The organism is Streptomyces sp. NBC_00466 (assembly GCF_041433995.1).
In the GTDB taxonomy this organism is placed as follows: Bacteria; Actinomycetota; Actinomycetes; order Streptomycetales; family Streptomycetaceae; genus Streptomyces.
Map to the genome: position 1 here is coordinate 5,872,024 of NZ_CP107896.1, position 22,779 is coordinate 5,894,802.

At 70.9% G+C, this 22,779-nt stretch carries 21 protein-coding genes; 12 read left to right on the plus strand and 9 right to left on the minus strand.

The genetic code is table 11. The features are described from left to right. The first annotated feature begins 159 nt into the window (after window positions 1–159). Window positions 160–969: an SGNH/GDSL hydrolase family protein gene (locus OG210_RS26390; protein ID WP_328325113.1), complete on the plus strand. Its 810-nt coding sequence runs from the start codon at window positions 160–162 to the stop codon at window positions 967–969. Between the two features lie 237 nt (window positions 970–1,206). Beyond that, window positions 1,207–1,470, plus strand: coding sequence for a hypothetical protein (locus OG210_RS26395; RefSeq protein WP_164267539.1), 264 nt, complete (start codon window positions 1,207–1,209; stop codon window positions 1,468–1,470). Window positions 1,471–1,710: 240 nt separating this feature from the next. Here OG210_RS26395 and OG210_RS26400 read toward each other — a convergent pair whose 3' ends face one another. The 5 genes from OG210_RS26400 to hmgA form a co-directional block, all read right to left on the minus strand. After that, window positions 1,711–2,934: a type ISP restriction/modification enzyme gene (locus OG210_RS26400; RefSeq protein WP_328325111.1), complete on the minus strand. Its 1,224-nt coding sequence runs from the start codon at window positions 2,932–2,934 to the stop codon at window positions 1,711–1,713. 66 nt (window positions 2,935–3,000) lie between these two features. Next, entirely contained in the window at window positions 3,001–4,161 is a 1,161-nt protein-coding gene (locus tag OG210_RS26405) for a hypothetical protein (RefSeq protein ID WP_328325109.1), read from the minus strand. Between the two features lie 13 nt (window positions 4,162–4,174). Continuing rightward, window positions 4,175–5,317 (minus strand): SPFH domain-containing protein, encoded by a 1,143-nt coding sequence (locus OG210_RS26410; RefSeq protein WP_328325106.1) that lies wholly within the window; start codon window positions 5,315–5,317, stop codon window positions 4,175–4,177. A 93-nt stretch (window positions 5,318–5,410) separates the two neighbouring features. Next, window positions 5,411–6,160, minus strand: coding sequence for a GntR family transcriptional regulator (locus tag OG210_RS26415; RefSeq protein ID WP_328325104.1), 750 nt, complete (start codon window positions 6,158–6,160; stop codon window positions 5,411–5,413). Window positions 6,161–6,233: 73 nt separating this feature from the next. Beyond that, window positions 6,234–7,625: a homogentisate 1,2-dioxygenase gene (gene hmgA, locus OG210_RS26420; RefSeq protein WP_328325102.1), complete on the minus strand. Its 1,392-nt coding sequence runs from the start codon at window positions 7,623–7,625 to the stop codon at window positions 6,234–6,236. Between the two features lie 102 nt (window positions 7,626–7,727). Here hmgA and OG210_RS26425 point away from each other — a divergent pair, with 102 nt between their 5' ends. The 3 genes from OG210_RS26425 (at window position 7,728) to OG210_RS26435 (ending at window position 10,981) form a co-directional block, all read left to right on the plus strand. Beyond that, entirely contained in the window at window positions 7,728–8,333 is a 606-nt protein-coding gene (locus tag OG210_RS26425) for a TetR family transcriptional regulator (RefSeq protein WP_328325101.1), read from the plus strand. Between the two features lie 153 nt (window positions 8,334–8,486). After that, window positions 8,487–9,881 (plus strand): aldehyde dehydrogenase family protein, encoded by a 1,395-nt coding sequence (locus tag OG210_RS26430; RefSeq protein ID WP_328325099.1) that lies wholly within the window; start codon window positions 8,487–8,489, stop codon window positions 9,879–9,881. Window positions 9,882–9,898: 17 nt separating this feature from the next. Further along, the gene (locus OG210_RS26435; RefSeq protein ID WP_328325097.1) at window positions 9,899–10,981 is read left to right on the plus strand and encodes a Zn-dependent alcohol dehydrogenase; all 1,083 of its coding nucleotides are present in this window, start codon (window positions 9,899–9,901) and stop codon (window positions 10,979–10,981) included. A gap of 69 nt (window positions 10,982–11,050) precedes the next feature. On the opposite strand, the gene OG210_RS26440 is transcribed toward OG210_RS26435, so the two are convergent. Continuing rightward, complete coding sequence (locus tag OG210_RS26440; RefSeq protein WP_328325095.1) at window positions 11,051–11,707, minus strand: TetR family transcriptional regulator; 657 nt, start codon at window positions 11,705–11,707, stop codon at window positions 11,051–11,053. Window positions 11,708–11,820: 113 nt separating this feature from the next. On the opposite strand from OG210_RS26440, the gene OG210_RS26445 reads away from it, so the two are divergent. The 3 genes from OG210_RS26445 to OG210_RS26455 all read left to right on the plus strand — a co-directional run bounded on the left by OG210_RS26445 (window position 11,821) and on the right by OG210_RS26455 (window position 14,067). Further along, complete coding sequence (locus OG210_RS26445) at window positions 11,821–12,978, plus strand: acyl-CoA dehydrogenase family protein (protein WP_328325093.1); 1,158 nt, start codon at window positions 11,821–11,823, stop codon at window positions 12,976–12,978. A gap of 85 nt (window positions 12,979–13,063) precedes the next feature. Beyond that, window positions 13,064–13,351 (plus strand): YiaA/YiaB family inner membrane protein, encoded by a 288-nt coding sequence (locus OG210_RS26450; protein WP_266858548.1) that lies wholly within the window; start codon window positions 13,064–13,066, stop codon window positions 13,349–13,351. 92 nt (window positions 13,352–13,443) lie between these two features. Continuing rightward, on the plus strand, window positions 13,444–14,067 hold the full coding sequence (locus tag OG210_RS26455; protein ID WP_328325091.1) for a TetR/AcrR family transcriptional regulator: 624 nt from the start codon (window positions 13,444–13,446) through the stop codon (window positions 14,065–14,067). A gap of 63 nt (window positions 14,068–14,130) precedes the next feature. On the opposite strand, the gene OG210_RS26460 is transcribed toward OG210_RS26455, so the two are convergent. Beyond that, window positions 14,131–14,592 carry a MaoC family dehydratase gene (locus OG210_RS26460; RefSeq protein WP_328325089.1) on the minus strand — a complete coding sequence of 154 codons (462 nt, stop codon included), beginning with the start codon at window positions 14,590–14,592 and terminating at the stop codon, window positions 14,131–14,133. A gap of 161 nt (window positions 14,593–14,753) precedes the next feature. On the opposite strand from OG210_RS26460, the gene soxR reads away from it, so the two are divergent. After that, the gene (soxR, locus tag OG210_RS26465; protein WP_328325086.1) at window positions 14,754–15,230 is read left to right on the plus strand and encodes a redox-sensitive transcriptional activator SoxR; all 477 of its coding nucleotides are present in this window, start codon (window positions 14,754–14,756) and stop codon (window positions 15,228–15,230) included. 28 nt (window positions 15,231–15,258) lie between these two features. Here the strand turns inward: soxR and OG210_RS26470 are convergent, their stop codons facing one another. Further along, the gene (locus OG210_RS26470) at window positions 15,259–15,870 is read right to left on the minus strand and encodes a hypothetical protein (protein WP_328325084.1); all 612 of its coding nucleotides are present in this window, start codon (window positions 15,868–15,870) and stop codon (window positions 15,259–15,261) included. Between the two features lie 214 nt (window positions 15,871–16,084). Here OG210_RS26470 and OG210_RS26475 point away from each other — a divergent pair, with 214 nt between their 5' ends. Beyond that, complete coding sequence (locus tag OG210_RS26475) at window positions 16,085–18,862, plus strand: penicillin acylase family protein (RefSeq protein ID WP_371538979.1); 2,778 nt, start codon at window positions 16,085–16,087, stop codon at window positions 18,860–18,862. Window positions 18,863–18,954: 92 nt separating this feature from the next. Here OG210_RS26475 and OG210_RS26480 read toward each other — a convergent pair whose 3' ends face one another. Continuing rightward, a complete protein-coding gene (locus tag OG210_RS26480) occupies window positions 18,955–20,205 on the minus strand; it encodes a DUF1343 domain-containing protein (protein WP_328325080.1) in 1,251 nt (416 codons plus the stop codon). A 118-nt stretch (window positions 20,206–20,323) separates the two neighbouring features. Here OG210_RS26480 and OG210_RS26485 point away from each other — a divergent pair, with 118 nt between their 5' ends. Both OG210_RS26485 and OG210_RS26490 read left to right on the plus strand, forming a co-directional pair. Next, window positions 20,324–21,085: an SDR family oxidoreductase gene (locus tag OG210_RS26485; protein ID WP_371538983.1), complete on the plus strand. Its 762-nt coding sequence runs from the start codon at window positions 20,324–20,326 to the stop codon at window positions 21,083–21,085. Continuing rightward, window positions 21,082–22,755 (plus strand): class I adenylate-forming enzyme family protein, encoded by a 1,674-nt coding sequence (locus tag OG210_RS26490; protein WP_371538986.1) that lies wholly within the window; start codon window positions 21,082–21,084, stop codon window positions 22,753–22,755. Before OG210_RS26485 ends, OG210_RS26490 begins: the two co-directional genes overlap by 4 nt. The last annotated feature ends 24 nt before the right edge of the window (window positions 22,756–22,779 follow it).

Here is a 22,779-nt window from a genome sequence, read left to right on the forward strand (position 1 = left end):
ATCAGGGCCGTTCGCGCCCGGAGCCGCCGAGTGCCGGGCTTCACTGACGACCAGGCGACTGTAAGCCGTCGATCCTCCGAATAGTTGGCATGAACACTTCCAGGAGAAGTTACGAGCTGGTACGACAGACGTGGCGGAAATCCCGCTCAAGGAGGTTCCATGAAATTGTCCAGATTTGTGACTTTCTCATCCTCTGTTCTGCTCGCCGTCGGACTCGCCCTCACCGGGGCGGGCGCGGCGCAGGCTGCCCAACCGGCCGCATCCACCAGCTATGTGGCCCTCGGTGACTCGTACTCGTCCGGTGTCGGATCCGGCAGCTACGACAGTTCGAGCGGGAGCTGCAAGCGCAGCAGCCTCGCGTACCCGAAGTTGTGGGCGGCGGCCCACTCGCCCTCGTCGTTCGCCTTCGTCGCCTGCTCGGGTGCCCGTACGAGTGATGTTCTCTCCAGTCAGCTCTCCGCACTGAATTCCTCGACCGGTCTGGTCTCCCTCACCATCGGCGGCAACGACGCGGGCTTCGCGGACACCATGACCACCTGCGTGCTGAAGTCCCAGGCGACCTGTCTCGCCGCCCTGGCGACAGCCAACACGTACATCGACTCGACGCTGCCCGGCCTGCTGGACAAGGTCTACTCGGCGATCACCGCCAAGTCCCCCTCCGCACATGTGGTCGTGCTCGGCTATCCGCGCTTCTACCAGCTGAACGGCACCTGCATCGCCGGGCTGAGCGAGACGGAGCGCAGCGCCATAAATTCGGCGTCCGACCACCTCAACGCGGTGACCGCCAAACGCGCCGCCGACCACGGCTTCGCGTTCGGCGACGTCACCTCCGCCTTCTCCGGACATGAGATCTGCTCGTCCGACAGCTGGCTGCACAGCGTGAACATCCTCGATCTGACCGAGTCCTACCACCCCACGGCAGCCGGCCAGTCCGGCGGCTATCTGCCCGTGCTCACCGCACAGGACTGACGCTCGCCGTCGGGTGAGGAGGCCCCGTGTCCGGGGCCTCCGTCCGGTTCCGTTCCCCCGTCCGGCAGGGCGGAACGGAACCGGCCAACTCTCCCCGGAACCAGATATATTCGGAGAGTTACCGTCAACCTCCGTATGGCAGAGGTGAATCCGGCGCCCGGGATACACGGGTGCCTCCGAGGGGCGATAGGGTTACTGTGCCCCGGGCCGGGTGCCCTCGTACGGGTGGGGAGTGACATGGAACAGATAACAGTGCGCAGCAGGCCACGAGTGCCTGCGATTACGTGCGGAAGCGGTGCGACCAGTTCGCGCCTCGACCGCCATCTCTCGGTGCTCGGCGGCCCTGTGGTCCCGCAGCGCGAGTCGGCAGAAGCGACATCCCTGATGCGTGAGCTCACCTCACGTGACGTCGCCCACTCCAGGACGGGCAGGGGCGCGCGGGTGAAGCTCTTCGCCCCGTTGCGACGGCTGCGCCGCTCGCTCTTCGGCAGCCGCGGCTGAAGCCTCGAACCAGCACGACCGGTCCACGACCGGGCGACCACACCGTCCCGGTGCGACGCTGCTCACGCCCCGCCCGTCATTCCCGGGGCGCACAGTGGCGCGCCGGTGTGCCCGTCGGGTCTGCGGCCGCCCTGACTCTCCGTAACCCTGCTGGCAGGCCCTTTTCGTCAGTAACCGGCTCGTCAGTATCCCGGCCCGTCAGTAAGCCCCCGGATCCCGCCCGGCAGCGTCGAACCAGCGTCACACCAGAGCGAACTGGCCTTCAGGGCCCTCCTCGTGGTGGTCGAGCACCGACGCGGGACGGCGGGCCGCCGCGGGTACCGGAAGGACGCCTGCCGCTTCCAGCTCGGTCCGCCCGATGCGCGGGCCCGACTCCAGCTTCCGCCGCAACTCGCCCTGCCCGGCACGGAGTCCGGCCAGCAGGGCCAGCACGGTGATCAGCTCCAGCAGCTCGGAGCTCCACTCCGGGGGCCAGTCGGCCGGCCGCAGAGCCTCCAGTGTGCCGGGCTGCGCCGCAGCGGTCCTGCGCCCGAACCAGAGGTCGAGCACCCGGACACCACCCACCGTGAAGTCCCAGGCCTCGGCCGGTACCGGCGAGATGCGCCCGGTGCCGAGCAGCAGAGCCTCCTCGCCGGGGTCGTACGCGAGTGTGCCGGGCCGGGGCGGGACCGCGGCCCGCACATAGGGGCGGCGGCCACCGGGCAGCCGGGGCCGTTCACCGCCGCGCGCCCCGCGCAGCTGGATCCGCAGCAGTCGCCGCCCCAGTTCGGTCCCGGACGACCAGAGCTCCCGGTCGGCGGTCAGCGGTACGGCGCACCCGCCGGGCGCCGGCCCGGCCGCCGCTACCGCCCAGGCGAGTATCTGCCCGGGGGTGACCTCCTGCCCGTACCGCGCGCCGAGCAGATCCGCCAGCCCCGGCGCGATGTTGGGCTCGGCCCCGCCGGGCCTGCGGTGCAGCGGCCTGATCCGGCCGGGCCGGCCCACCGGGGAACGGCCGTCCGGGAGCACGGCGGAGACCAGCAGCGCCGGGCCGCTGTCCTGGGCCGCGCTGTCTTCCGCGGCCCCGGCCTGTTCGACGACGAAGAGCTGGTGCTCGTCGGCGACCCGCCACAGCTCCGGGCGGGCGGCGTCCAGCAGCCGGTGGTCCGGGATCAGCCACTGCTCGTCGAACGGGCCGCATCCGAGCCGTACCGGTGCGGGGCACGGGCCCGACTCACGGCTGAAGCGGCCCGTCCCGGTGGGCTGTCCCGGCAGTGCGGGTACGGAACTCTTCGGCGTCCTGGCCCTGGTGGGGCGGAACAGCCGCTCCCGTTCCGGCCCGTCGGCCCGAACCAGGGTGTCCCAGCGCGCCTTCAGCGAACGGGCGTCGGGCGCCACTACCCAGTCGCGCCCCAGCCGCGGGGACCCCACCGACCAGGGCATCAGATCGTCGAGCAGGGGAGCGTCATCCGTCACGGTCCGCATGCTAGTGCCGCCGCGGCAGGCAAGGCTGCCCCGTCGCGACGGGGCAAGCACTCGCCGGCAGGACGATCACCGCTGTCTGACCACCACCAGGACGATCGCCGCGATGACGACCAGGGCGGCCACCACCGCGGCGGCGATCTTGCCCTTGCTGTACGGGCGTTCGCCGATGACCTCGGCGGTCCGTGCGTTGACCATGACCTGCCAGCTCTTGCCGGCGTAGAGATAGGTCAGGAACCACACGGGCAGCAGCATCAGCTTGAAGGTGAGCCCGGAGTACCGGGTGTCCACCGAGTGCACCCGCTGCTCGTCCCCGCCGATGTCGGACTTGCAGTCGCGCGTGATGACGTCGGCCATCCGCTCCTTGGCCGTCACCAGCCCGTCCTCGGGCTCCACGTCGTACCGCACGGTCTGGAAACCGGCCAGGTACTCCGGCTGGAAGGGCTTCGCCTCCTCCAGCGGCCAGGGCGTCAGCTTGTCCAGCTGCTTCGTGGCCACGTGGTTGGTCCCGGCGACCAGCACATCGTCGAAGTCGCGGCTGACCGTCCCGGACGCCGGGAACCAGCGCGTGCGCCGCACCTGACGGGTCTTGGTGACGGTCTGGCCGTTCTCCTCCGTCGTGTACGTCTCGGTCACGTAGTAGTACTCACCACGCTGGCCCCGGTAGTCCGAGACCGTCTCCGCGTCATACGTCCAGTGCGGCAGATAGCTGCCCTTGAACGTCTCCGCCTCGCTGACCTTCTTCAGGCTGGAAGGGGCGAACCAGCGGGACGACGTCCACTTGCGCAGCGCCTCGCGGGCGTTGTTGCGGTCCAGGCCGAAGGGGACCACCGCCTCCGGAGTCACACGTTCGGTGGCGTCCGGCTCCGCGACCAGTGCGGTCGCGCAGAACTGGCAGCGGGCGGAGAGGTCGTCGGTCTCGGTGTGGGCGCCGCAGCCGGGGCAGACATAGGCCCGCACGCCCGCGGGCACGGAGCCCCGCGGCTTGGCGGGCAGCGCCGCCAGCTCGTCCCAGCTGTGCTCGCGCACCTGGCGGGGTACGGAGGTGACCGCCTGCTCCTGACCGCAGTACGGGCAGCGCATCGCGTCGGAGCCGGGAGCGAACTCCACGGTGGCGCCGCACGCCTGGCACGGGTAGGCGAGGGAAGCGGTACCGGACGCGGCGGCCCCCGTGCCCGGATCAGCGGCGGGTCCGGTGGGTGCGCCTGAGTACTGATCGTCGGTCGTCATCGTCGTCCCGGCCTCAGCCCTGCTGCGGGAACGGCGGCGGAACGGACCCGAAGAGTCCGCTGACCCCGGGCACCTGGTCGGCGGGGAGCCAGCCCGGCATCCCGTCCTTCCAGACGAGCGTCTCGCGCGTCAGGGTGCCCGCGCCCACCAGGCCGCTCAGCGCGGCGCTGTCGTACGGCCCCTGCTGGGCGCCGTTGACGCCGACGAACCACTGCTCCTGCGCGGGCAGCGGCGGCGGACCTGCCGACGGCGCGGGAGCCGCGGCCGGTGCGGGCGCTGCGGGAGCCGCCGCGGGCTGCTGCGGGGCGAGCCCGGCGGCCATCCGCTGCCCGGCGGCCATCCCGAGGCCGAGCCCCATGCCCTCGCCGACACCGCTGCCGGGGGTCCGCGCACCCGCGCCGAGCGCGTCGGCCGCCTGGAACTGGGTGTACTGGTCGAGATTGCCCGCGATGCCCATCCGGGAGCGGGTGTCGATCGCCTGCTCCACCTCCGGTGGAAGCGAGATGTTCTCGATGATGAACTTGGGGACCGCGATACCGACCGACGTCAGCTCCTGGGTGAGCACACCCGCCAGCTTCACGCCGATGGCCTCCTGCTGGGTCGCCAGATCCAGCATCGGCACGCCCGAGTTGGCCAGCGCGCTGCCCAGTTTGCCGACGATCAGCTGGCGCAGGTACTCCTGCACCTCCTCGGTGCGGAACTGCGGGTCGGTGCCCGCCAGTTCGCGCAGCAGCGCGGCCGGATCCACCACCCGCGCGGCGTAGGCGCCGAAGGCCCGGAGCCGCACCATGCCGAACTCGGCGTCGCGGACGATGACGGGGTTCTGCGTGCCCCACTTCATGTCGGTGAACTGGCGGGTGGTGACGAAGTACACCTCGGCCTTGAACGGCGAGTTGAACCCGTACTTCCAGCCCTTCAGCGTGGAGAGCAGCGGCAGGTTCTGTGTCTCCAGTGTGTAGGTGCCGGGCTGGAAGACATCGGCTATCCGGCCCTCGTTGACGAAGACCGCCGTCTGCGACTCGCGCACGACGAGCCTGGCACCCATCTTGATCTCGTTGTCATGACGCGGGAATCGCCACACGATGGTGTCCCGGCTGTCGTCGGTCCACTCGACGATGTCAATGAATTCTCCGCGGATGCTGTCGAACAGCCCCATGGAACCTCCCCCGCTCTCGGTCGCACGCCTTTCCTGACACGCCTGGGAACGATAGCAACCGGTTCGGACACCTGGTCGGGCCCCCGCAACAGGTCAGGGGGCTTCCACCGTCACGGAGAAGGAGAACCTGTCGCCCCGGTACCGGATCCGGGCCACATCCACGACCTGCCCCGCCTCGTCGTACGTCACGCCCGTGTAGTGCAGGATCGGCGAGAGCAGCGGAACCCGGAGCAGCTCGGCCGTCACCGGGTCCGCGAGCCGGGCCTCGACCGTGTCGGTGATCCGGCTGATCCGCACCCCGACCCCGTCGCGCAGGACCTTGGTCATCGGCCAGCGCTCCAGATCGCTGATCCGGACTGCGGCGGCGATCTCCGGACGGAGCGCGTTCTCCGCCCAGTTGGTCGGCTCGCCGCTCTCGCCGTCACAGCGCAGCCGGGTGTAGTCGACTATCTCGTCCAGACCGGGGAAGTGCTCGGCGAGCTCGCCCGGTACCGGGGCGGGGCCGTGGCTGAGTACGGTCGTCCGCTCGCCCGACTGCTGGGCGACGATCGCGTCGATCGACCCCAGCAGGCGGCGCGGAGCGCTCGGCCGAGCGCCGGGGTCGATGAAGGTGCCGCGCCGCCGGTGCCGGGTGATCAGGCCCTCCGTCTCCAGCTCCTTGAGGGCCTGGCGCATGGTGAGCACGCTGACGCCGTAGTGCCCGGCCAGCTGCTCCTCGGTCGGCAGCCGCAGCGGATCCTGCGGACGGCGGCCCAGTATCGAGGCCCGCAGCGACTGCGAGACCTGGTACCAGAGGGGCAGCCTGCGGTTCAGGACCAGCGAGTCGGGCGCGAAGGCGGTCACGTGGTCCTCCGTACGTACGACAGTCGGCCGTACTGGCACCGGACGGCGGCCGACCGCGGTGTCCGAGTATCCCTCAGCCCTCCCAGTGCCTGGCCAGCCCCTGCCACACGTTGTCATAACCGGTCTGCAGATGCCCGGCCTCCGCCGCCTGCGCGGTCGCGGTCACCGGCCAGCGCGTCTCGAACATGAAGGCGAGCCCGTCATCGATCTTCTGCGGTTTGAGCTCGGCGGCGCCGGCCCGCTCGAAGGTCTCCCGGTCCGGCCCGTGCGCGGACATCATGTTGTGCAGGGAGCCGCCACCCGGTACGAATCCGCCCTTGCCCGCCGTCTTCGCGTCGTACGCGCCCTCGATCAGCCCCATGTACTCGCTCATCACGTTGCGGTGGAAGTACGGCGGCCGGAACGTGTCCTCACCGACCAGCCAGCGCGGCGCGAAGACCACGAAGTCGACACCGGCGAGACCCTCGGTGTCGGACGGGGACGTCAGCACCGTGAAGATCGACGGGTCCGGGTGGTCGTAGCTGATGGACCCCATCACATTGAACCGGTGCAGGTCGTAGACGTACGGCGCATGGTTGCCGTGCCAGGCCACGACGTCCAGCGGCGAGTGGTCGTACTCCGCGGCCCAGAGGTTGCCGCAGTACTTGTTGACCACCTGGACCGGGCGCCCGTCGGCCCCGTCGTCCTCGAAGGCGGCCACCGGGGCCAGGAAGTCCCGTGCGTTGGCGAGGCCGTTGGCCCCGATCGGGCCGAGGTTGGGGAGCTGGAAGGGGCGGCCGTAGTTCTCGCAGACATAGCCGCGGACCACCTCGTCCAGCAGCTCGACGCGGAACCGGACCCCGCGCGGGATCAGCGCGACCTCACCGGGCCGCGCGCTCAGCAGCCCCAGCTCGGTACGGATGAGGAGCCCGCCGCTCTCCGGGACGATCAGCAGCTCGCCGTCGGCGTCGCTGAACACCCGGTCGGTCATGGGGGAGTCGGCGTGGTAGAGGTGCACCGCCATCCCGGAGCGCGTGGTCGCGTCGCCGTTGCCGCCCAGGGTCCACAGGCCGGCCAGGAAGTCCGTGCCGGGGGCGGGCTCGGGCATCGGGTCCCAGCGCAGCCGGTTGGGGTCGGGGACCATCTCGGTGAACGGCGCACCGCGCACCGTGCCGTTGTCGATCCGTGCGAAGGGCGGGTGGGCGGCGGACGGCCTGATCCGGTAGAGCCACGAGCGGCGGTTGTGCGCGCGGGGCTCGGTGAACGCGGAGCCACTGAGCTGTTCCGCGTACAGCCCGAGCGGGGCGCGCTGCGGCGAGTTCCGGCCGTGCGGCAGGGCGCCGGGCACCGCCTCCGTGCTGTGCTCGTTGCCGAAACCCGACGAGTACGTCAGCGCCCCGGCCGTCTCCCTGGCCTGCTCGACTGCCCCGGCCCGCTCAGTCTCCCCGGCCCGCTCGATCTCTCTGGCCTGCTCGGTGGTCGTCATCGCTAGCTCCCCGGTGCCGAAAGAATCCTATGCTCAACAGTAGGATTGCGCTTACCGCGCGTCAACGGGGGGAAACCGGGGGCGACACCGCGTCGGGGCATCATGGAGCGCATGGCCGATCCGAACGCGCTCCGGCGCGTCCCCGTACAGCAGCGCAGTGCCGAGCGGCTGACCCGGATACTCGACGCCTGCGCGGAAATCCTCGACGAGGACGGCTACGAGCGGCTGACCACCCGCGCCGTCGCCGCGCGGGCGGCCGTCCCCATCGGCTCCGTCTACCGCTTCTTCGGAAACAAGCGCGCGATGGCGGACGCCCTGGCACAGCGCAATCTGGACGGCTACGCGGCCCGGATCACCGAGCGGCTCACCGGGCTCCCCGCGGCTGACTGGCGCGGGGTGATCGATGCCGTACTCGACGAGTACCTCGCCATGCGGCGGACCGTCCCCGGGTTCGCCTTCGTCGACTTCGGCGGCCCCGCGCCACTGGACGAACCCAACCCGAAGGTCGCCGACCGCCTCACCGGACTGCTCGCGTCCCACCTCGGCAGGGCCGCCGACGACACGCTGCGCCGCAAGGTACTCGTCGGTGTCGAGGCGACCGACGCACTGCTCCAACTCGCCTTCCGCACCGAGCCGTCGGGGGACGCGGGGCTGATCGGGGAGGTCCGGGAGCTGCTGCACGCGTATCTCGGACCCGTACTGGACTGAGCGCGTCCGGGGTGCGCGTCCGTTCCCGCACGCCTGTGCCGGGGGCCCTGGCGCCGGAAAACTAACGGCGCTAGTTTGGCTGGTGACGGTCACCGCCCGGCCCCGCACGGCGCCGTGCCGGTGCGGCGACACCGCAGGCTCTGGAGGAGTGCGATGAAGGCCCACGACGGCATGTACATCGGAGGCGAGTGGCGGCCCGCGGCGGGCCCGGACACCATCGCGGTGGTGAATCCGGCCGACGAGCAGGTCATCGGCCATGTCCCGGCCGGTACCCCGGAGGACGTCGACGCGGCGGTACGGGCGGCCCGTGCGGCTTTCCCGGCCTGGGCGGCGACGGCGCCCGCCGAGCGCGCCGCCAGGATCGGGGCTCTGCGCGACGTGCTGGTCGCGCGCCGGGACGAGATCGCCGAGACCGTCACCGCGGAGCTGGGTGCGCCCCTGCAGTTCTCCCGGCTCGTGCACGCGGGCGTGCCCGCGCTGGTCGCGGGTTCGTACGCGGAACTGGCCGCCACCCACCCCTTCGAGGAGACGGTCGGCAACTCCACCGTCCTCTCCGAACCGGTCGGCGTCGTCGGCGCGATCACCCCCTGGAACTACCCGCTGCACCAGATCGTCGCCAAGGTGGCCCCAGCGCTCGCCGCGGGTTGCACGGTCGTCCTGAAGCCGGCCGAGGACACCCCGCTGACGGCGCAGCTGTTCGCCGAGGCGACCGCGGAAGCGGGGCTGCCCGCCGGGGTCTTCAACCTGGTGACCGGCGTCGGTTCGGTCGCGGGCCAGGCGCTGGCCGGGCACGACGGCGTCGACCTGGTCTCCTTCACCGGCTCCACCGCGGTCGGCCGCCGGATCGGCGCGGTCGCCGGAGCGGCGGTCAAGCGCGTCGCCCTTGAGCTCGGCGGGAAGTCCGCCAACGTGATCCTGCCGAGCGCCGACCTGGCCAGGGCGGTGGGTGTCGGCGTCGCCAACGTCATGGGCAACTCCGGCCAGACGTGCAGCGCCTGGACCCGGATGCTGGTCCACCGCGACCAGTACGACGAGGCGGTCACCCTCGCGGCAGCCGCCGCCGCCAAGTACGCCCCGGGCGAGCGGATGGGACCGCTGGTCAACGCCAAGCAGCTGGAGCGGGTCCGCGGTTACATCGAGAAGGGCGTCGAGGAGGGGGCCAGGCTCGTCGCGGGTGGCCCCGAAGCGCCGCTGGAGCGGGGGTACTACGTCAGCCCGACCGTCTTCGCCGATGTCACCCCCGATATGACCATCGCGCAGGAGGAGATCTTCGGCCCGGTCGTCTCGGTCATCGCCTACGAGGACGAGGAGGACGCCCTGCGGATCGCCAACGGCACCGTCTACGGCCTCGCGGGCGCGGTCTGGGCCGGTGAGAAGAGCGAGGCGGAGGCCTTCGCACGGCGGATGGACACCGGCCAGGTCGACATCAACGGCGGCCGTTTCAACCCGCTCGCACCCTTCGGCGGTTACAAGCAGTCCGGCGTCGGCCGCGAGCTCGGCTCGCACGGCCTCGCCGAGTACCTCCAGACCAAGTCCCTGCAGTTCTGAGCCCGGGAGTACCGCACATGGTCCGCGCAGCTGTCCTGTCCGCCGTCGGTTCCCCTCTGGAGATCACCGGCATCGACCTGCCCGAGCCGGGCCCCGGCCAGGTCCGGGTCCGTCTCGCCGCAGCCGGGGTCTGTCACTCCGACCTCTCGCTGGCGAACGGCACCATGCGGGTGCCGGTCCCCGCGGTCCTCGGCCACGAGGGCGCGGGCACCGTCGTCTCCGTGGGTGAGGGCGTCACCCATGTCGCCCCCGGTGACGGTGTCGTCCTCAACTGGGCGCCGTCCTGCGGGACATGCCATGCCTGCTCGCTCGGGGAGGTGTGGCTCTGCGCCGACGCGCTGTCGGGGGCCGGCCGTATCCACGCCCGTACCGCCGACGGCACCGAGCTGCATCCCGGCCTGAACGTCGCGGCGTTCGCCGAGGAGACGGTCGTCGCCGCGAACTGCGTCCTGCCGGTGCCCGACGGTATCCCGCTCACCGACGCGGCGCTGCTGGGCTGTGCGGTCCTCACCGGGTACGGCGCGGTCCACCACTCGGCTCGGGTACGCGCGGGGGAGACGGTCGCGGTCTTCGGGGCGGGCGGCGTCGGCCTCGCGACGCTGCAGTCCGCACGGATCGCGGGCGCGTCGGTGATCATCGCCGTGGATGTCTCCCCGGCGAAGGAGGAGCTGGCGCGGGCCGCCGGTGCCACCGAGTTCGTGGTGGCGTCCGGGACGACGGCCAAGGACATCCGCCGGCTGACGGGCGGCCAGGGCGTGGACGCCGCGGTCGAGTGCGTGGGCCGCGCGGCGACGATCCGTACGGCCTGGGAGTCGACGCGGCGCGGCGGCCGCACGACGGTGGTCGGCATCGGAGGCAAGGACCAGCAGGTCACCTTCAACGCTCTGGAGCTCTTCCACTGGGGCCGTACGCTCTCCGGCTGCGTCTACGGCAACTCCGACCCGGCGCAGGACCTGCCGGTGCTCGCCGGGCACATCAGGGCGGGCCGGCTCGACGTCGGGTCGATGGTGACGGAGCGGATCGGTCTGGAGGGGATTCCCGGGGCGTTCGAGAACATGCTGGCGGGCAAGGGCGGACGCGCGCTGGTGGTCTTCGAGTAGGGCCTCCGGGCACCGGGAGGGTGTCCCGGGCGGCCCCGGACAGCAGCCGGCGTACGCGCACCGGGTGCGTCAGCTGCCGTCCGGGACCGGCCGGACGGCCGCGAACTGGAGCGCCAGGCCGTCCACCAGGGCCCTGAGGCCGGTCTCGAAGGCGCCGTTGTCGACCTTCTGCCGGCGGTCGGCGAGCAGATGCGCCTGCCCGAGGTGCGGATAGTCGGCGGGGTCGTAGGCGGCCTCGTCGTCGACGAAGCCGCGCGCGAACGAGCCGAGCGCCGAGCCGGTGATGAAGTACCGCATCAGCGCCCCGATGTACGTCGCCTGGGCGGGGGGCCATCCCGCGCGGACCATCGCGCCGAAGACCGCGTCGGCCACCCGCAGCCCCGCCGGGCGCCTGCCGGGGCCGCGGGCCAGCACCGGGACGATATTGGGGTGGTCGCTGAGGGCCTCCCGGTAGGAGACGGCCCAGTCGTGCAGCGCGGTGCGCCAGTCGCGGCCGTCGGTCTCGTCGAACATCGACAGGTCGATCTGCGCCGAGACAGCGTCGGCGACCGCTTCGAGGATCTCGTCCTTGGTGCGGAAGTGGTTGTACAGCGAGGGCCCGCTGACCCCCAGCTCGGCGGCGAGCCGGCGGGTGGAGACGGCGGCGAGCCCCTCGGAGTCCACGAGCGCGCTCGCGGTGGTGACGATGCGCTCCCTGCTGAGGAGGGGCTTGCGTGGGCGGGCCATGGCGCACATAGTAGGGCCTGCCACCCAGAAACTAGCAGTGCTAATTTAATTGATCCGGCTGCCGGGCCGTCCGGCTGATCCGGGTGATCCGGCTGATCAAAAAGAGGTGCCCCATGAATCTGGAGCTCAGTGAGGAGCAGTCCGCGGTACGGCGGCTCGCCGAGGACTTCGTCGCCCGGGAGGTCACGCCGCACGTCGCCGAGTGGGACCGGGCGGAGAGCGTCGACCGCTCCCTGGTGCGCAAGCTCGGCGCGCTGGGCTTCCTCGGACTGACCGTGCCCGAGGAGTACGGCGGCTCCGGCGGCGACCACCTCTCGTACTGCCTGGTCACCGAGGAGCTCGGCCGCGGGGACTCGTCGGTGCGCGGCATCGTCTCGGTCTCGCTGGGCCTGGTGGCCAAGACCGTCGCGCACTGGGGCGACGAGGAGCAGAAGCGGCGCTGGCTGCCCGGCCTCACCTCCGGCGAACTCATCGGCTGCTTCGGCCTCACGGAGCCCGGCACCGGCTCCGACGCGGGCAACCTCACGACGAAGGCCGTCCGGGACGGCGACACCGGTGACTACCTCGTCAACGGCTCCAAGATGTTCATCACCAACGGCACCTGGGCCGATGTGGTGCTCCTGTTCGCCCGCTCCACCGATGCCCCGGGCCACCGGGGGATCTCGGCGTTCCTGGTCCCCACCGACACCCCGGGGCTCACCCGCCGTGCCGTCCACGGCAAGCTCGGGCTGCGCGGCCAGGCGACGGCCGAGCTGGTCTTCGAGGATGTACGGGTCCCGGCGTCCGCGATGCTGGCGCCCGAGGGCAAGGGCTTCTCGGTCGCCATGTCGGCGCTGGCCAAGGGGCGGATGTCGGTCGCCGCGGGCTGCGTGGGCATCGCGCAGGCGGCGCTGGACTGCGCCGTGAAGTACGCGACCGAGCGCGAGCAGTTCGGCAGGACGATCGCTCACTACCAGCTCATCCAGGAGCTGATCACCGACATCTCGGTGGATGTGGACGCGGCCCGGCTGCTCACCTGGCGGGTGGCCGATCTGATCGACCGCGGCGAGCCCTTCGCCACCGAGTCGTCCAAGGCGAAGCTCTTCGCGTCGGAGGCCGCGGTACGGGCCGCGAACAACGCGCTCCAGGTCTTCGGCGGCTACGGGTACATCGACGAGTACCCGGCGGGGAAGCTGCTGCGCGACGCCCGGGTGATGACGCTGTACGAGGGCACCAGCCAGATCCAGAAGCTGGTCATCGGCCGTGCGCTCACCGGGGTTTCCGCCTTCTGACCCGTCGGCGGACGCACGGGATGAGTACCCGCGCTGAGTAGCTGTGCGGATGTGGCCGGTGCCACATCCGCACGATGCTGTCCCCATGAGTGACACACCGGTCAGACAGCAGAACACCGCCGCCTACTACGGCCAGGCCGTCGCGTCCTTCGCGGTCGCACTGGCGGCCATGGCCCTGGGCATCCTCAACCTGGACGTCAATGTCTGGGTCCGGGCCTTCCTCGGGCTCGGGCTCCTCTACCTCACGACATCCGCCTTCACCCTCGCCAAGGTCATCAGGGACCGCCAGGAGGCCGGCCAGATCGTGACCCGGGTCGACCAGGCCCGGCTGGAGAAACTGCTCGCCGAGCACGACCCGTTCCAGAAGCTCTGACAGCCGCTGCCGACGTTCTAAGCGCTTGCTCACCCTCGGGGTATGGTGTGCGTCCTGCAGCAGCGCTGCGTCATGGGCGGAAGGGGCGAGCAATGAGCACGGCGGAGGAGACGGCGGGCGGCGATGAGCCGTGGGCGGAGGTCGGCCCCGAGGCCGCCAGGCGGCTGCTCGTCGCCGCGGTCGAGGCCTTCGCCGAACGCGGCTACCACGCGACGACGACCCGCGACATCGCGGGCCGCGCCGGCATGAGCCCGGCCGCGCTCTACATCCACTACAAGACCAAGGAAGAGCTGCTCCACCGGATCAGCCGGATCGGCCACGAGAAGGCCCTGGAGATCCTGGAGACGGCGGCCGACGGCCCCGGCACGGCCGCCGAACGGCTCGCGGCGGCCGTCCGCTCCTTCGTCCGCTGGCACGCCGGGCACCACATGACGGCCCGGGTCGTCCAGTACGAACTCGACGCGCTCGGCGCCGAACACCGCACCGAGATCGTCGGACTCCGCAAGCGCAGCGACGACGCCGTGCGCCGCATCATCGACGACGGTGTGCTCACGGGGGAGTTCGACGTCCCGTACGTCGCGGGGACCGCGCTGGCCGTGCTGTCGCTCTGCATCGACGTGTCGCGCTGGTTCAACGTGGAGGGGCGCAGCACGCCCGACGAGGTCGGCGTGTTCTACGCCGACCTCGTCCTGCGGATGGTCTCCGCCCGCACGTAGCGCGGACCCTGCGGCGGCCCGCCGCCGTAGTGGTTCAGTGGTGCGGCAGCTCAGCGGCCGGCATCAGAAGTAGTAGCGGGAGACCGACTCCGCCACGCACACCGGCTTGTCCCCGCCCTCGCGCTCCACCGTGACGGCGGCCGTCACCTGCACGCCCCCGCCCGCCTCGGACACGTCCGTGAGGACCGCCGTGGCCCGCAGCCGGGAGCCGACCGGCACCGTGGCCGGGAAACGCACCTTGTTGGTGCCGTAGTTGATGCCCATCTTCATCCCCTCGACCCGCATGATCTGCGGGACCAGCGTGGGCAGCAGCGACAGGGTCAGATAGCCGTGCGCGATGGTCGTGCCGAACGGTCCCGCCGCGGCCTTCGCCGGGTCGACATGGATCCACTGGTGGTCGCCCGTGGCGTCCGCGAAGAGATCGATCCGCTTCTGGTCGATCTCCAGCCAGTCGCTCGGCCCCAGCGGCTCGCCGATTCCGGCGCGCAGCTCATCGGCGGATGTGAAGATCCTCGGCTCTGCCATGCGTGATCCTGCCTTTCCCAACAGTCCCGGCGGCCGGCGGCGCTCCGGCGGCCCCAGTGAAGTGTCCAAGCGCTTGCTCAGCATTGTCGGGTGCGCCCGTCCCTGTCAACGACCGGCCTCACCAGGGACCGTTGAGCGGGACGGGCAGTAGGCTTCGCGGAGTGCCGCACATTCCAGAGACGATCCATGAGCTCACGGTCGGCCAGCTCTCCGCCCGGAGTGGCGCCGCCGTCTCCGCCCTGCACTTCTACGAGAGCAAGGGCCTGATCACCAGCCGCAGGACGAGCGGCAACCAGCGCCGCTACACCCGGGACGCGCTGCGCCGCGTCGCCTTCGTCCGCGCGGCGCAGCGGGTGGGCATCCCGCTCGCCACGATCAGGGGCGCGCTCGCCGAACTGCCCGACGAGCGCACACCCAACCGCGAGGACTGGGCGCGCCTCTCCGCCACCTGGCGCTCCGAGCTCGACGGACGCATCGGCCAGCTGGCGCGCCTCCGCGACCATCTCACCGACTGCATCGGCTGCGGCTGCCTGTCGCTGGAGAACTGCGTCCTGTCCAACCCGGACGATGTGTTCGGCGACCGGATGACCGGTTCGAGGCTGCTCCCCGGTCCGGCTCCGGAGAGCGGGACCGGCTGACGGCCGCGCCGGTTCCCCGGCCCGGTTCTCAGGCCGCCGGTGCCAGGGGTGAGTGCCGGGCGCTCCTCGCGCGGGCCAGCGCGGTGGAGGTGAGGACCGGCTGCGGCACGAGGATCCCGCAGCGGCTGCAGACCGGGCCCGACCACGGCTCCCGGCCGCCTCGTGAGGTCCAGGTGATTGTCTTCTCGGTACATACCGGGCAGGCGCCGGCCGGTTCGGTCCTGAGGGCGGAAATCAGCCGCTGCAGAACCTCCGCCAGGGGCCGGGACGGGTGCACGGCGGGGTCGCCGCACCAGGCGACACCGCAGCCGCCCCAGGTGCGCCGGTGCCAGTCGTCGAAGGTGCCGGGACGCCGTATCCCGTCGTGCTTCTCCCGCTTGCGCCGCTCCGCGAACTCCGCCTCGTAGGCGAGCCAGACGGTCCGCGCCTCTTCCAGTTCGTCGAGCGCGGCCACCAGCCGCGCCGGGTCCGGGGCCCGGTCCTCGGGCCCGATGTGATGTCTCGCACACAGATGATCCCAGGTCGCCCTGTGTCCGTACGGGGCAAACCTCTCCAGACACTTGCGCAGCGAATACCGCCGCAGGGCAAGGTCGTGGTGGGGATCGCGCACCTGTCTCGCGAGACTCCGGAAACCGGCCATCGCACTGCCACCTCCGTCGCTGAATACTCCTGCGTCAGTGAATGGACGTACGGCTACCCGATCCGGCTCCATCGAATTCCCGATGGGTGCCATCACTCATGCGGCAGCTCCCGCACCTGTGTGGTGATTCGGAAAAGGTGACGCATGTTCACCTTACTGACGGGTTGCCTCGCCAGTAACGTCCGTCTCATCGGCTTCCCCCTCAGGAGCATTCATGCGACGACGCACCGGAAAGCTCAGAACTGCCATCGCCGTAGCGGTGTTCGCGCTCGGCGCCGGCCTCATCACACCCGCGCCGCAGGCGACCGCCTCGGCCGCGGACCCCGTCACCGACTACTGCGGGAGTCAGTGCAACGACATCCTGCCGCCGGGCGAGAACGGCAACGCCACCCTCGCCCAGATCCTCGCGCACCGTGCGCTGGGCACCCGTCCCGAACACAGCGCCGACCAGCTCGGACCGTACGACGCGCTGCCCGCCGGGGCCCCGTCGCTCACCGACTCCACCCTGAACAACTTCTTCAACGACGCCTCGTTCGGCGTCCCCGACGACCAGGTCGCCTCGGTCACCAAGCCCCGCGACGACGTCAGCATCACCCGGGACAAGAAGACCGGCGTACCCCACATCAAGGGGACCACGCGCTACGGAACCGAGTTCGGCGCCGGATACGCGGCGGGCCAGGACCGGCTCTGGCTGATGGACCTCTTCCGGCACATCGGCCGCGGTGAGCTCACCTCCTTCGCCGGCGGCGCACCCGCCAACCAGGGCCTGGAGCAGGAGTTCTGGCCGCAGGCCCCGTACACCGAGCAGGACCTCCAGGACCAGGCCGACCGGATAGCGGCCCAGGGCGCGCGGGGCAAGCAGGCCATGGACGACGCACAGGCGTACGTCGACGGCATCAACGCCTACCGGCAGAAGTCGAAGGACGGCCGCTACTTCCCCGGCGAGTACGTACTCACCGGGAAGATCAACGCGATCACCAACGCCGGTGAGATCGAACCGTTCAAGATCACCGACATGATCGCGCTCGCCTCGGTCGTCGGCGGCCTCTTCGGCGGCGGCGGTGGCGGCGAGGTCCAGGCCGCGCTGTCGCTGCTCTCCGCCCAGCAGAAGTACGGCGTCACCGAGGGCAGCAAGGTCTGGGAGTCGTTCCGGGAGCGCAACGACCCGGAGGCGACCCTCACCGTCCACGACGGCACCAGCTTCCCGTACGCGGACAAACCCGCGGACCCCAAGGGCACCGCGATGCCCGACCCGGGCTCGGTGAAGGCCGAACCGCTGGTCTACGACCGGACCGGCGGCGCCAAGACCGAGGCGAAGACCCCGGTCAAGGCCCCCGAGAAACTCAAGCCCATGCAGGGCATGTACGACAACGGGGTGCTGCCCGCCGACCTGTTCAGCAGCAAGAAGGGCATGTCCAACGCCCTCGTCGTCTCGGGCCAGCACACCGCGAGCGGAAACCCCGTCGCCGTGTTCGGACCGCAGACCGGGTACTTCCTGCCGCAGCTGCTGATGCTCCAGGAACTCCAGGGGCCGGGCATCAGCGCCCGCGGTGTCTCCTTCGCCGGTGTCGGCATGTACATCCAGCTGGGCCGCGGCCAGGACTACGCGTGGAGCGCCACATCGGCGGGCCAGGACATCACCGACACCTACGCGGTGGAGCTCTGCCAGGACGACACGCACTACCTCTTCCGGGGCGTCTGCACCCCGATGGAGAAGATGGAGCGGACCAACTCCTGGACGCCCACCGTCGCCGACTCGACGGCGGCCGGCTCCTACCGGATGCAGGTCTACCGCACCAAGTACGGCATCGTGACGCACCGCGCGACCGTCGACGGCAAACCCGTCGCCTACACCTCGCTGCGCAGTACGTACGGCCATGAGGCCGACTCGATAGTCGGCTTCCAGATGATGAACGACCCCGGTTACGTGAAGGACGCCAAGACCTTCCAGCAGGCGGCCAGTCACATCGGCTACACCTTCAACTGGTTCTACGCCGACTCCCGCCAGGCCGCCTACTTCAACAGCGGCATGAACCCGGTGCGCGCGGCCGGGGTGGACGCCTCGCTGCCCGTCAAGGCCGAACCGGCCTACGAGTGGAAGGGCTTCGACCCCGACCACCACACCACCGACGTGACCCCGTCCACCGAACACCCGCAGTCCGTGGGCCAGGACTACTACGTCTCCTGGAACAACAAACAGGCCAAGGACTACTCATCGGCCGGGTTCGGCAACGGCTCGGTGCACCGGGTCGACCTGCTCGGCGACCGGGTGGCGAAACTGGTCGCCAAGGGCGGTGTCACCCGTGCCGCACTGACCCGTGCCATGGCCGAGGCGGCCGTCACCGATCTGCGCGGCGAGGACGTCCTGCCCGAACTGCTCGACGTCGTACGGAGCAAGCCGGTCACCGACCCGGCCGAGGCCAAGGCCGTCGAGCAGCTGGAGGCCTGGGTGGCCGACGGCACCCAGCGCAAGGAGAACGCCCAGAGCTCGCACGTCTACACCCACCCGGACGCCGTGCGGATCATGGACGCCTGGTGGCCGCTGCTGGTGGAGGCCGAGTTCAAACCGGGGCTCGGTGACGACCTCTACTCGGCGCTCACCGCCAACCTCTCCATCGACGAGTCGCCGTCGGCGGGCCACGGACCCACCGGGGCGCACGCCGGATCCGCCTTCCAGTACGGCTGGTGGAGCTATGTCGACAAGGACATCCGTACGGTCCTGGGGCGCCCGGTGCAGGGCAAGCTGGGCAAGACGTACTGCGGTGGGGGAGACCTGAGCTCCTGCCGCGACGCCCTGCTCTCGACCCTGGGCCAGGCCGCGGCCAAGACCCCGGCGCAGGTCTATCCCGGCGACGCCAGCTGCGCCGCCGGTGACCAGTGGTGCTCGGACGCGATCATCCACCGTCCGCTGGGCGGGCTGCAGTTCTGGCCCATCCAGTGGCAGAACCGGCCCACGTACCAGCAGGTCGTGGAGTTCCCCTCGCACCGGTAGACGGAGCAGGGGTAACAGAGCAGGGGTAACAGAGCAGGGGTACGGGGCCGCGGGCCGGAACGGGCAACTCCGTTCCGGCCCGCGGCGGTTGTTCAGCGGTACGCCAGATACCGCTCGCGGACAGCCCGGAAGGCGGCGAGTTCGCCCTGCCAGGCCGCCACCACCTCGTCCGTGCCGGCGCCCTTGTCGATCATGGTGCGGACCTGCGCGGACCCGGTCAGCTTGTCGATCCAGTCGTCGGAACGCCAGGCGAACCCGGACCAGACGCGCTTCGCCGTCACCAGCAGCCCGATGGCGGTCCGTACTGGGTCGAACGCCGCACGGTCCTGGACATGGAGCTGCACACCGCCCGCGGTCTTCCCCTCGAACTTGGAGAACACCGGCGCGAAGTACGCCTCGCGGAAGACGACGCCCGGCAGACCGAGCGCGTTGGCCGCCTCGGCCCACCGCCGGTCGATCCCCTCGGCCCCCAGCAGCTCGAACGGCCTGGTGGTACCCCGCCCCTCGGAGAGGTTCGTCCCCTCGAACAGACAGGTGCCCGAGTAGACGAGAGCGGTGTCGGGGGTCGGCATGTTCGGGCTCGGCGGCACCCAGGGCAGTCCCGTCGCGTCGAAGAAGTCGCCGCGCCGCCAGCCGGACATCCGGACGGTCTCCAACTCGACCGGCTTCGGGAGGAATTCACCGTTGAAGAGCCGTGCGAGCTCCGTCACTGTCATCCCGTGCGCCTGGGAGACGGGCTGCCGCCCGACGAAGGTCGCGAACTCCTTGTGCAGCACCGGGCCGAGCGCGGCCCGCCCGGTGACCGGGTTCGGCCGGTCCAGCACCACGAAGCGCAGGCCCGCCATCGCCGCCGCCTCCATGCAGTCGTACAGCGTCCAGATGTACGTGTAGAAGCGGGCCCCCACGTCCTGGATGTCGAAGACCACCGTGTCCACGCCGGACTTGGTGAAGATGTCCGCGAGGGGCTGCCCGCTCCTGGTGTACGTGTCGTACACCGGAAGCCCGGTCGCCGGGTCGTCGTACCGCCCCTCCGAACCGCCCGCCTGCGCCGTGCCGCGGAACCCGTGCTCCGGGCCGAAGACGGCGGTGAGGTTCACGTTCCGGTCGGCGTGCATGACATCGACGATGTGCCGGACGTCCTGGGTGACGCCGGTCGGGTTGGTGACGATCCCGACGCGTTCCCCGTGGAGCAGGCTGTATCCGTCGGCGGCCAGCCGGTCGAATCCGGTACTCACCCGGGCGCGCTTCCCGTGCGCGGCGGCCGGCCCGGCCGCGGCGCCCACGGCTCCCAGCGCACCCACGGCTCCGCTCGCGGCCAGCAGTCCCCGTCTGGACAGGTTCATCGGGCTACCTCCATGATCTCGCCGAGTGTCATGGCCACGCAGGCTAACTCTCGCCCCTTCCCCTGCCACATACCGACTGGTTAGTCTGCTCGTGCATTCAACGGAGAGGCAGGTCCTGATGGGTACGGTCGACGGCGCGGGTGTAGTGGTCACAGGGGCGGGCGGCGGTATCGGCGCGGCGCTGGCCCGGCGGTTCGCCGCGGAGGGAGCGCGTGTCGTCGTCAACGACCTGGACGGCGGCAAGGCCCGTGCGGTGGCCGACGGGATCGGCGCGACCGCGGTGCCGGGCGACGCCTCGACGATCGTGGACGCCGCCCGTGAAGCCCTCGGCGGACGCGTCGACGTCTACTGCGCCAACGCCGGTCTCGGCTCACCCGGCGACCCCTTCGCCGACGAGGACGTCTGGGCCGCCGCCTGGGACGTCAACGTGATGGCTCATGTCCGCGCCGCCCGCGCGCTGCTGCCCGACTGGCTGGAGCGCGGCGAGGGCCGGTTCGTCTCCACCGTGTCCGCCGCCGGGCTGCTCACCATGATCGGTGCGGCGCCGTACAGCGTCACCAAGCACGGCGCGCTCGCCTTCGCCGAATGGCTCTCGCTGACCTACCGCCACCGCGGGCTGAAGGTCCACGCGATCTGCCCCCAGGGCGTACGGACCGACATGCTCACCTCGGCGGGGTCCGCGGGTGAACTGGTGCTCGCGCCAACGGCGATCGAGCCCGACGATGTCGCCGACGCGCTCTTCGCCGCCATCGACGACGACCGGTTCCTGGTGCTGCCGCACCCCGAGGTCGCCGGGTACTACCAGGCGCGGGCCGCCGAGCCCGACCGGTGGATCGGCGGGATGAACCACCTCCAGCAGAAGTGGGAGGCCGGGCGGTGAGCACCTCGATCTACGCGGCCAAGCCCTGGCTCGGCGTGCTCAGCGAGGCCCAGCGCCGCCCGGTGCACCCGCACGCCAGCCTGGTGCACGCCTTCCGCGACGCCGTGGCCCGTGCACCCGAACACCCCGCCCTCGCCTACTTCGACGGGCGGCTCACCTACCGCGAGACCGACACGCTCTCCGACTCGGTCGCCGGACACCTCGCCGCCAGGGGGGTGGGCCGCGGCGACCGGGTCGCGGTCATGCTGCAGAACTCGCCGCACTTCGTGCTGGCGCTGCTCGGCGCCTGGAAGGCGGGCGCCACGGTCGTACCGCTCAATCCGATGTACAAGTCGGCGGAGGTCGGCCATGCCCTGCGGGACGCCGGTGTCACGGCACTGGTCTGCTCCGACCGCGCCTGGGAGTCGTATCTGCGGGAGGTGTCCACGAGCATGGCCGGCTCCCCGCTGCGGTTCGCACTGACCGCCTGCGAGCGCGATCTGCAGAGCCGCGACGACGAACGGGTCCTCGGCTTCGAGCGGCTCCCGTGCCCCGCCGACACCGACGATCTGGTGGCGGTCGCCCGGCAGGGGCTCCCGGCCCCGGCGGACCGCGTTCCGCGCGCCACCGACGTGGCACTGATCAGCTATACGTCGGGCACCAGCGGGACTCCCAAGGGCGCGATGAACGCGCACGCCAACATCATGGTGAACGCCGAGCGTCAGCGCACCGGCCACTCCGTCGCGGAGGGCTCGGCGTACTTCGCGCTCGCTCCTCTCTTCCACATCACCGGGATGGTCTGCGAACTCGCCGCGTGCGTCGCCAACGCCGGAACTCTCGTCCTCGCCTACCGGTTCCACCCCGGAGTGGTCCTCGACGCGTTCGCCGAACACCGTCCCGCGTACACCGTCGGTCCCTCCACGGCTTTCATGGCGCTCGCAGCCGACCCGTCGGTCACCCCGGACCACTTCGCCTCCTTCAAGGTGATCTCGTCGGGCGGCGCACCACTGCCGCCCGCGCTGGTGGAGGGCTTCCGCGAGCGGTTCGGCCCGTACATCCGCAACGGCTACGGACTCACCGAGTGCACCGCCCCGTGCGCCTCGGTGCCGCCCGAGCGGGAGGCGCCGGTCGACCCGGTGTCGGGCACGCTCTCGGTCGGTGTGCCGGGACCCGACACCGTGGTGAGGATCGTGGACGCCAAGGGCGACGAGGTGCCCTTCGGGGAGCAGGGCGAGATCGTGGTGAGCGGGCCGCAGGTGGTCTCCGGTTACTGGGAGCGTCCGGAGGCCACCGCCGACACGTTCCCCGGCGGCGAGCTGCGCACCGGGGACATCGGTTTCATGGACCGGAACGGCTGGCTCTATGTCGTGGACCGGATGAAGGACATGATCAACGCCTCCGGTTTCAAGGTGTGGCCGCGCGAGGTCGAGGACGTCCTCTACACCCATCCCGCCGTACGGGAGGCCGCTGTGGTCGGGATCCCCGACCCCTACCGGGGCGAGTCGGTCAAGGCCTATGTGAGCCTGCGGCCCACGGAGTCCGGGGCCGCGGCGACACCGGAGGAGCTGGCGGCCTACTGCAAGGAGCGGCTCGCCGCGTACAAGTACCCGCGCGAGGTCGAGATCCTGCCCGAGCTGCCGAAGACAACCAGTGGGAAGATCCTGAGGCGGGAACTGCGTTCCCCGCAGTGAACGCCGCGGGCCCGGGCACGCACA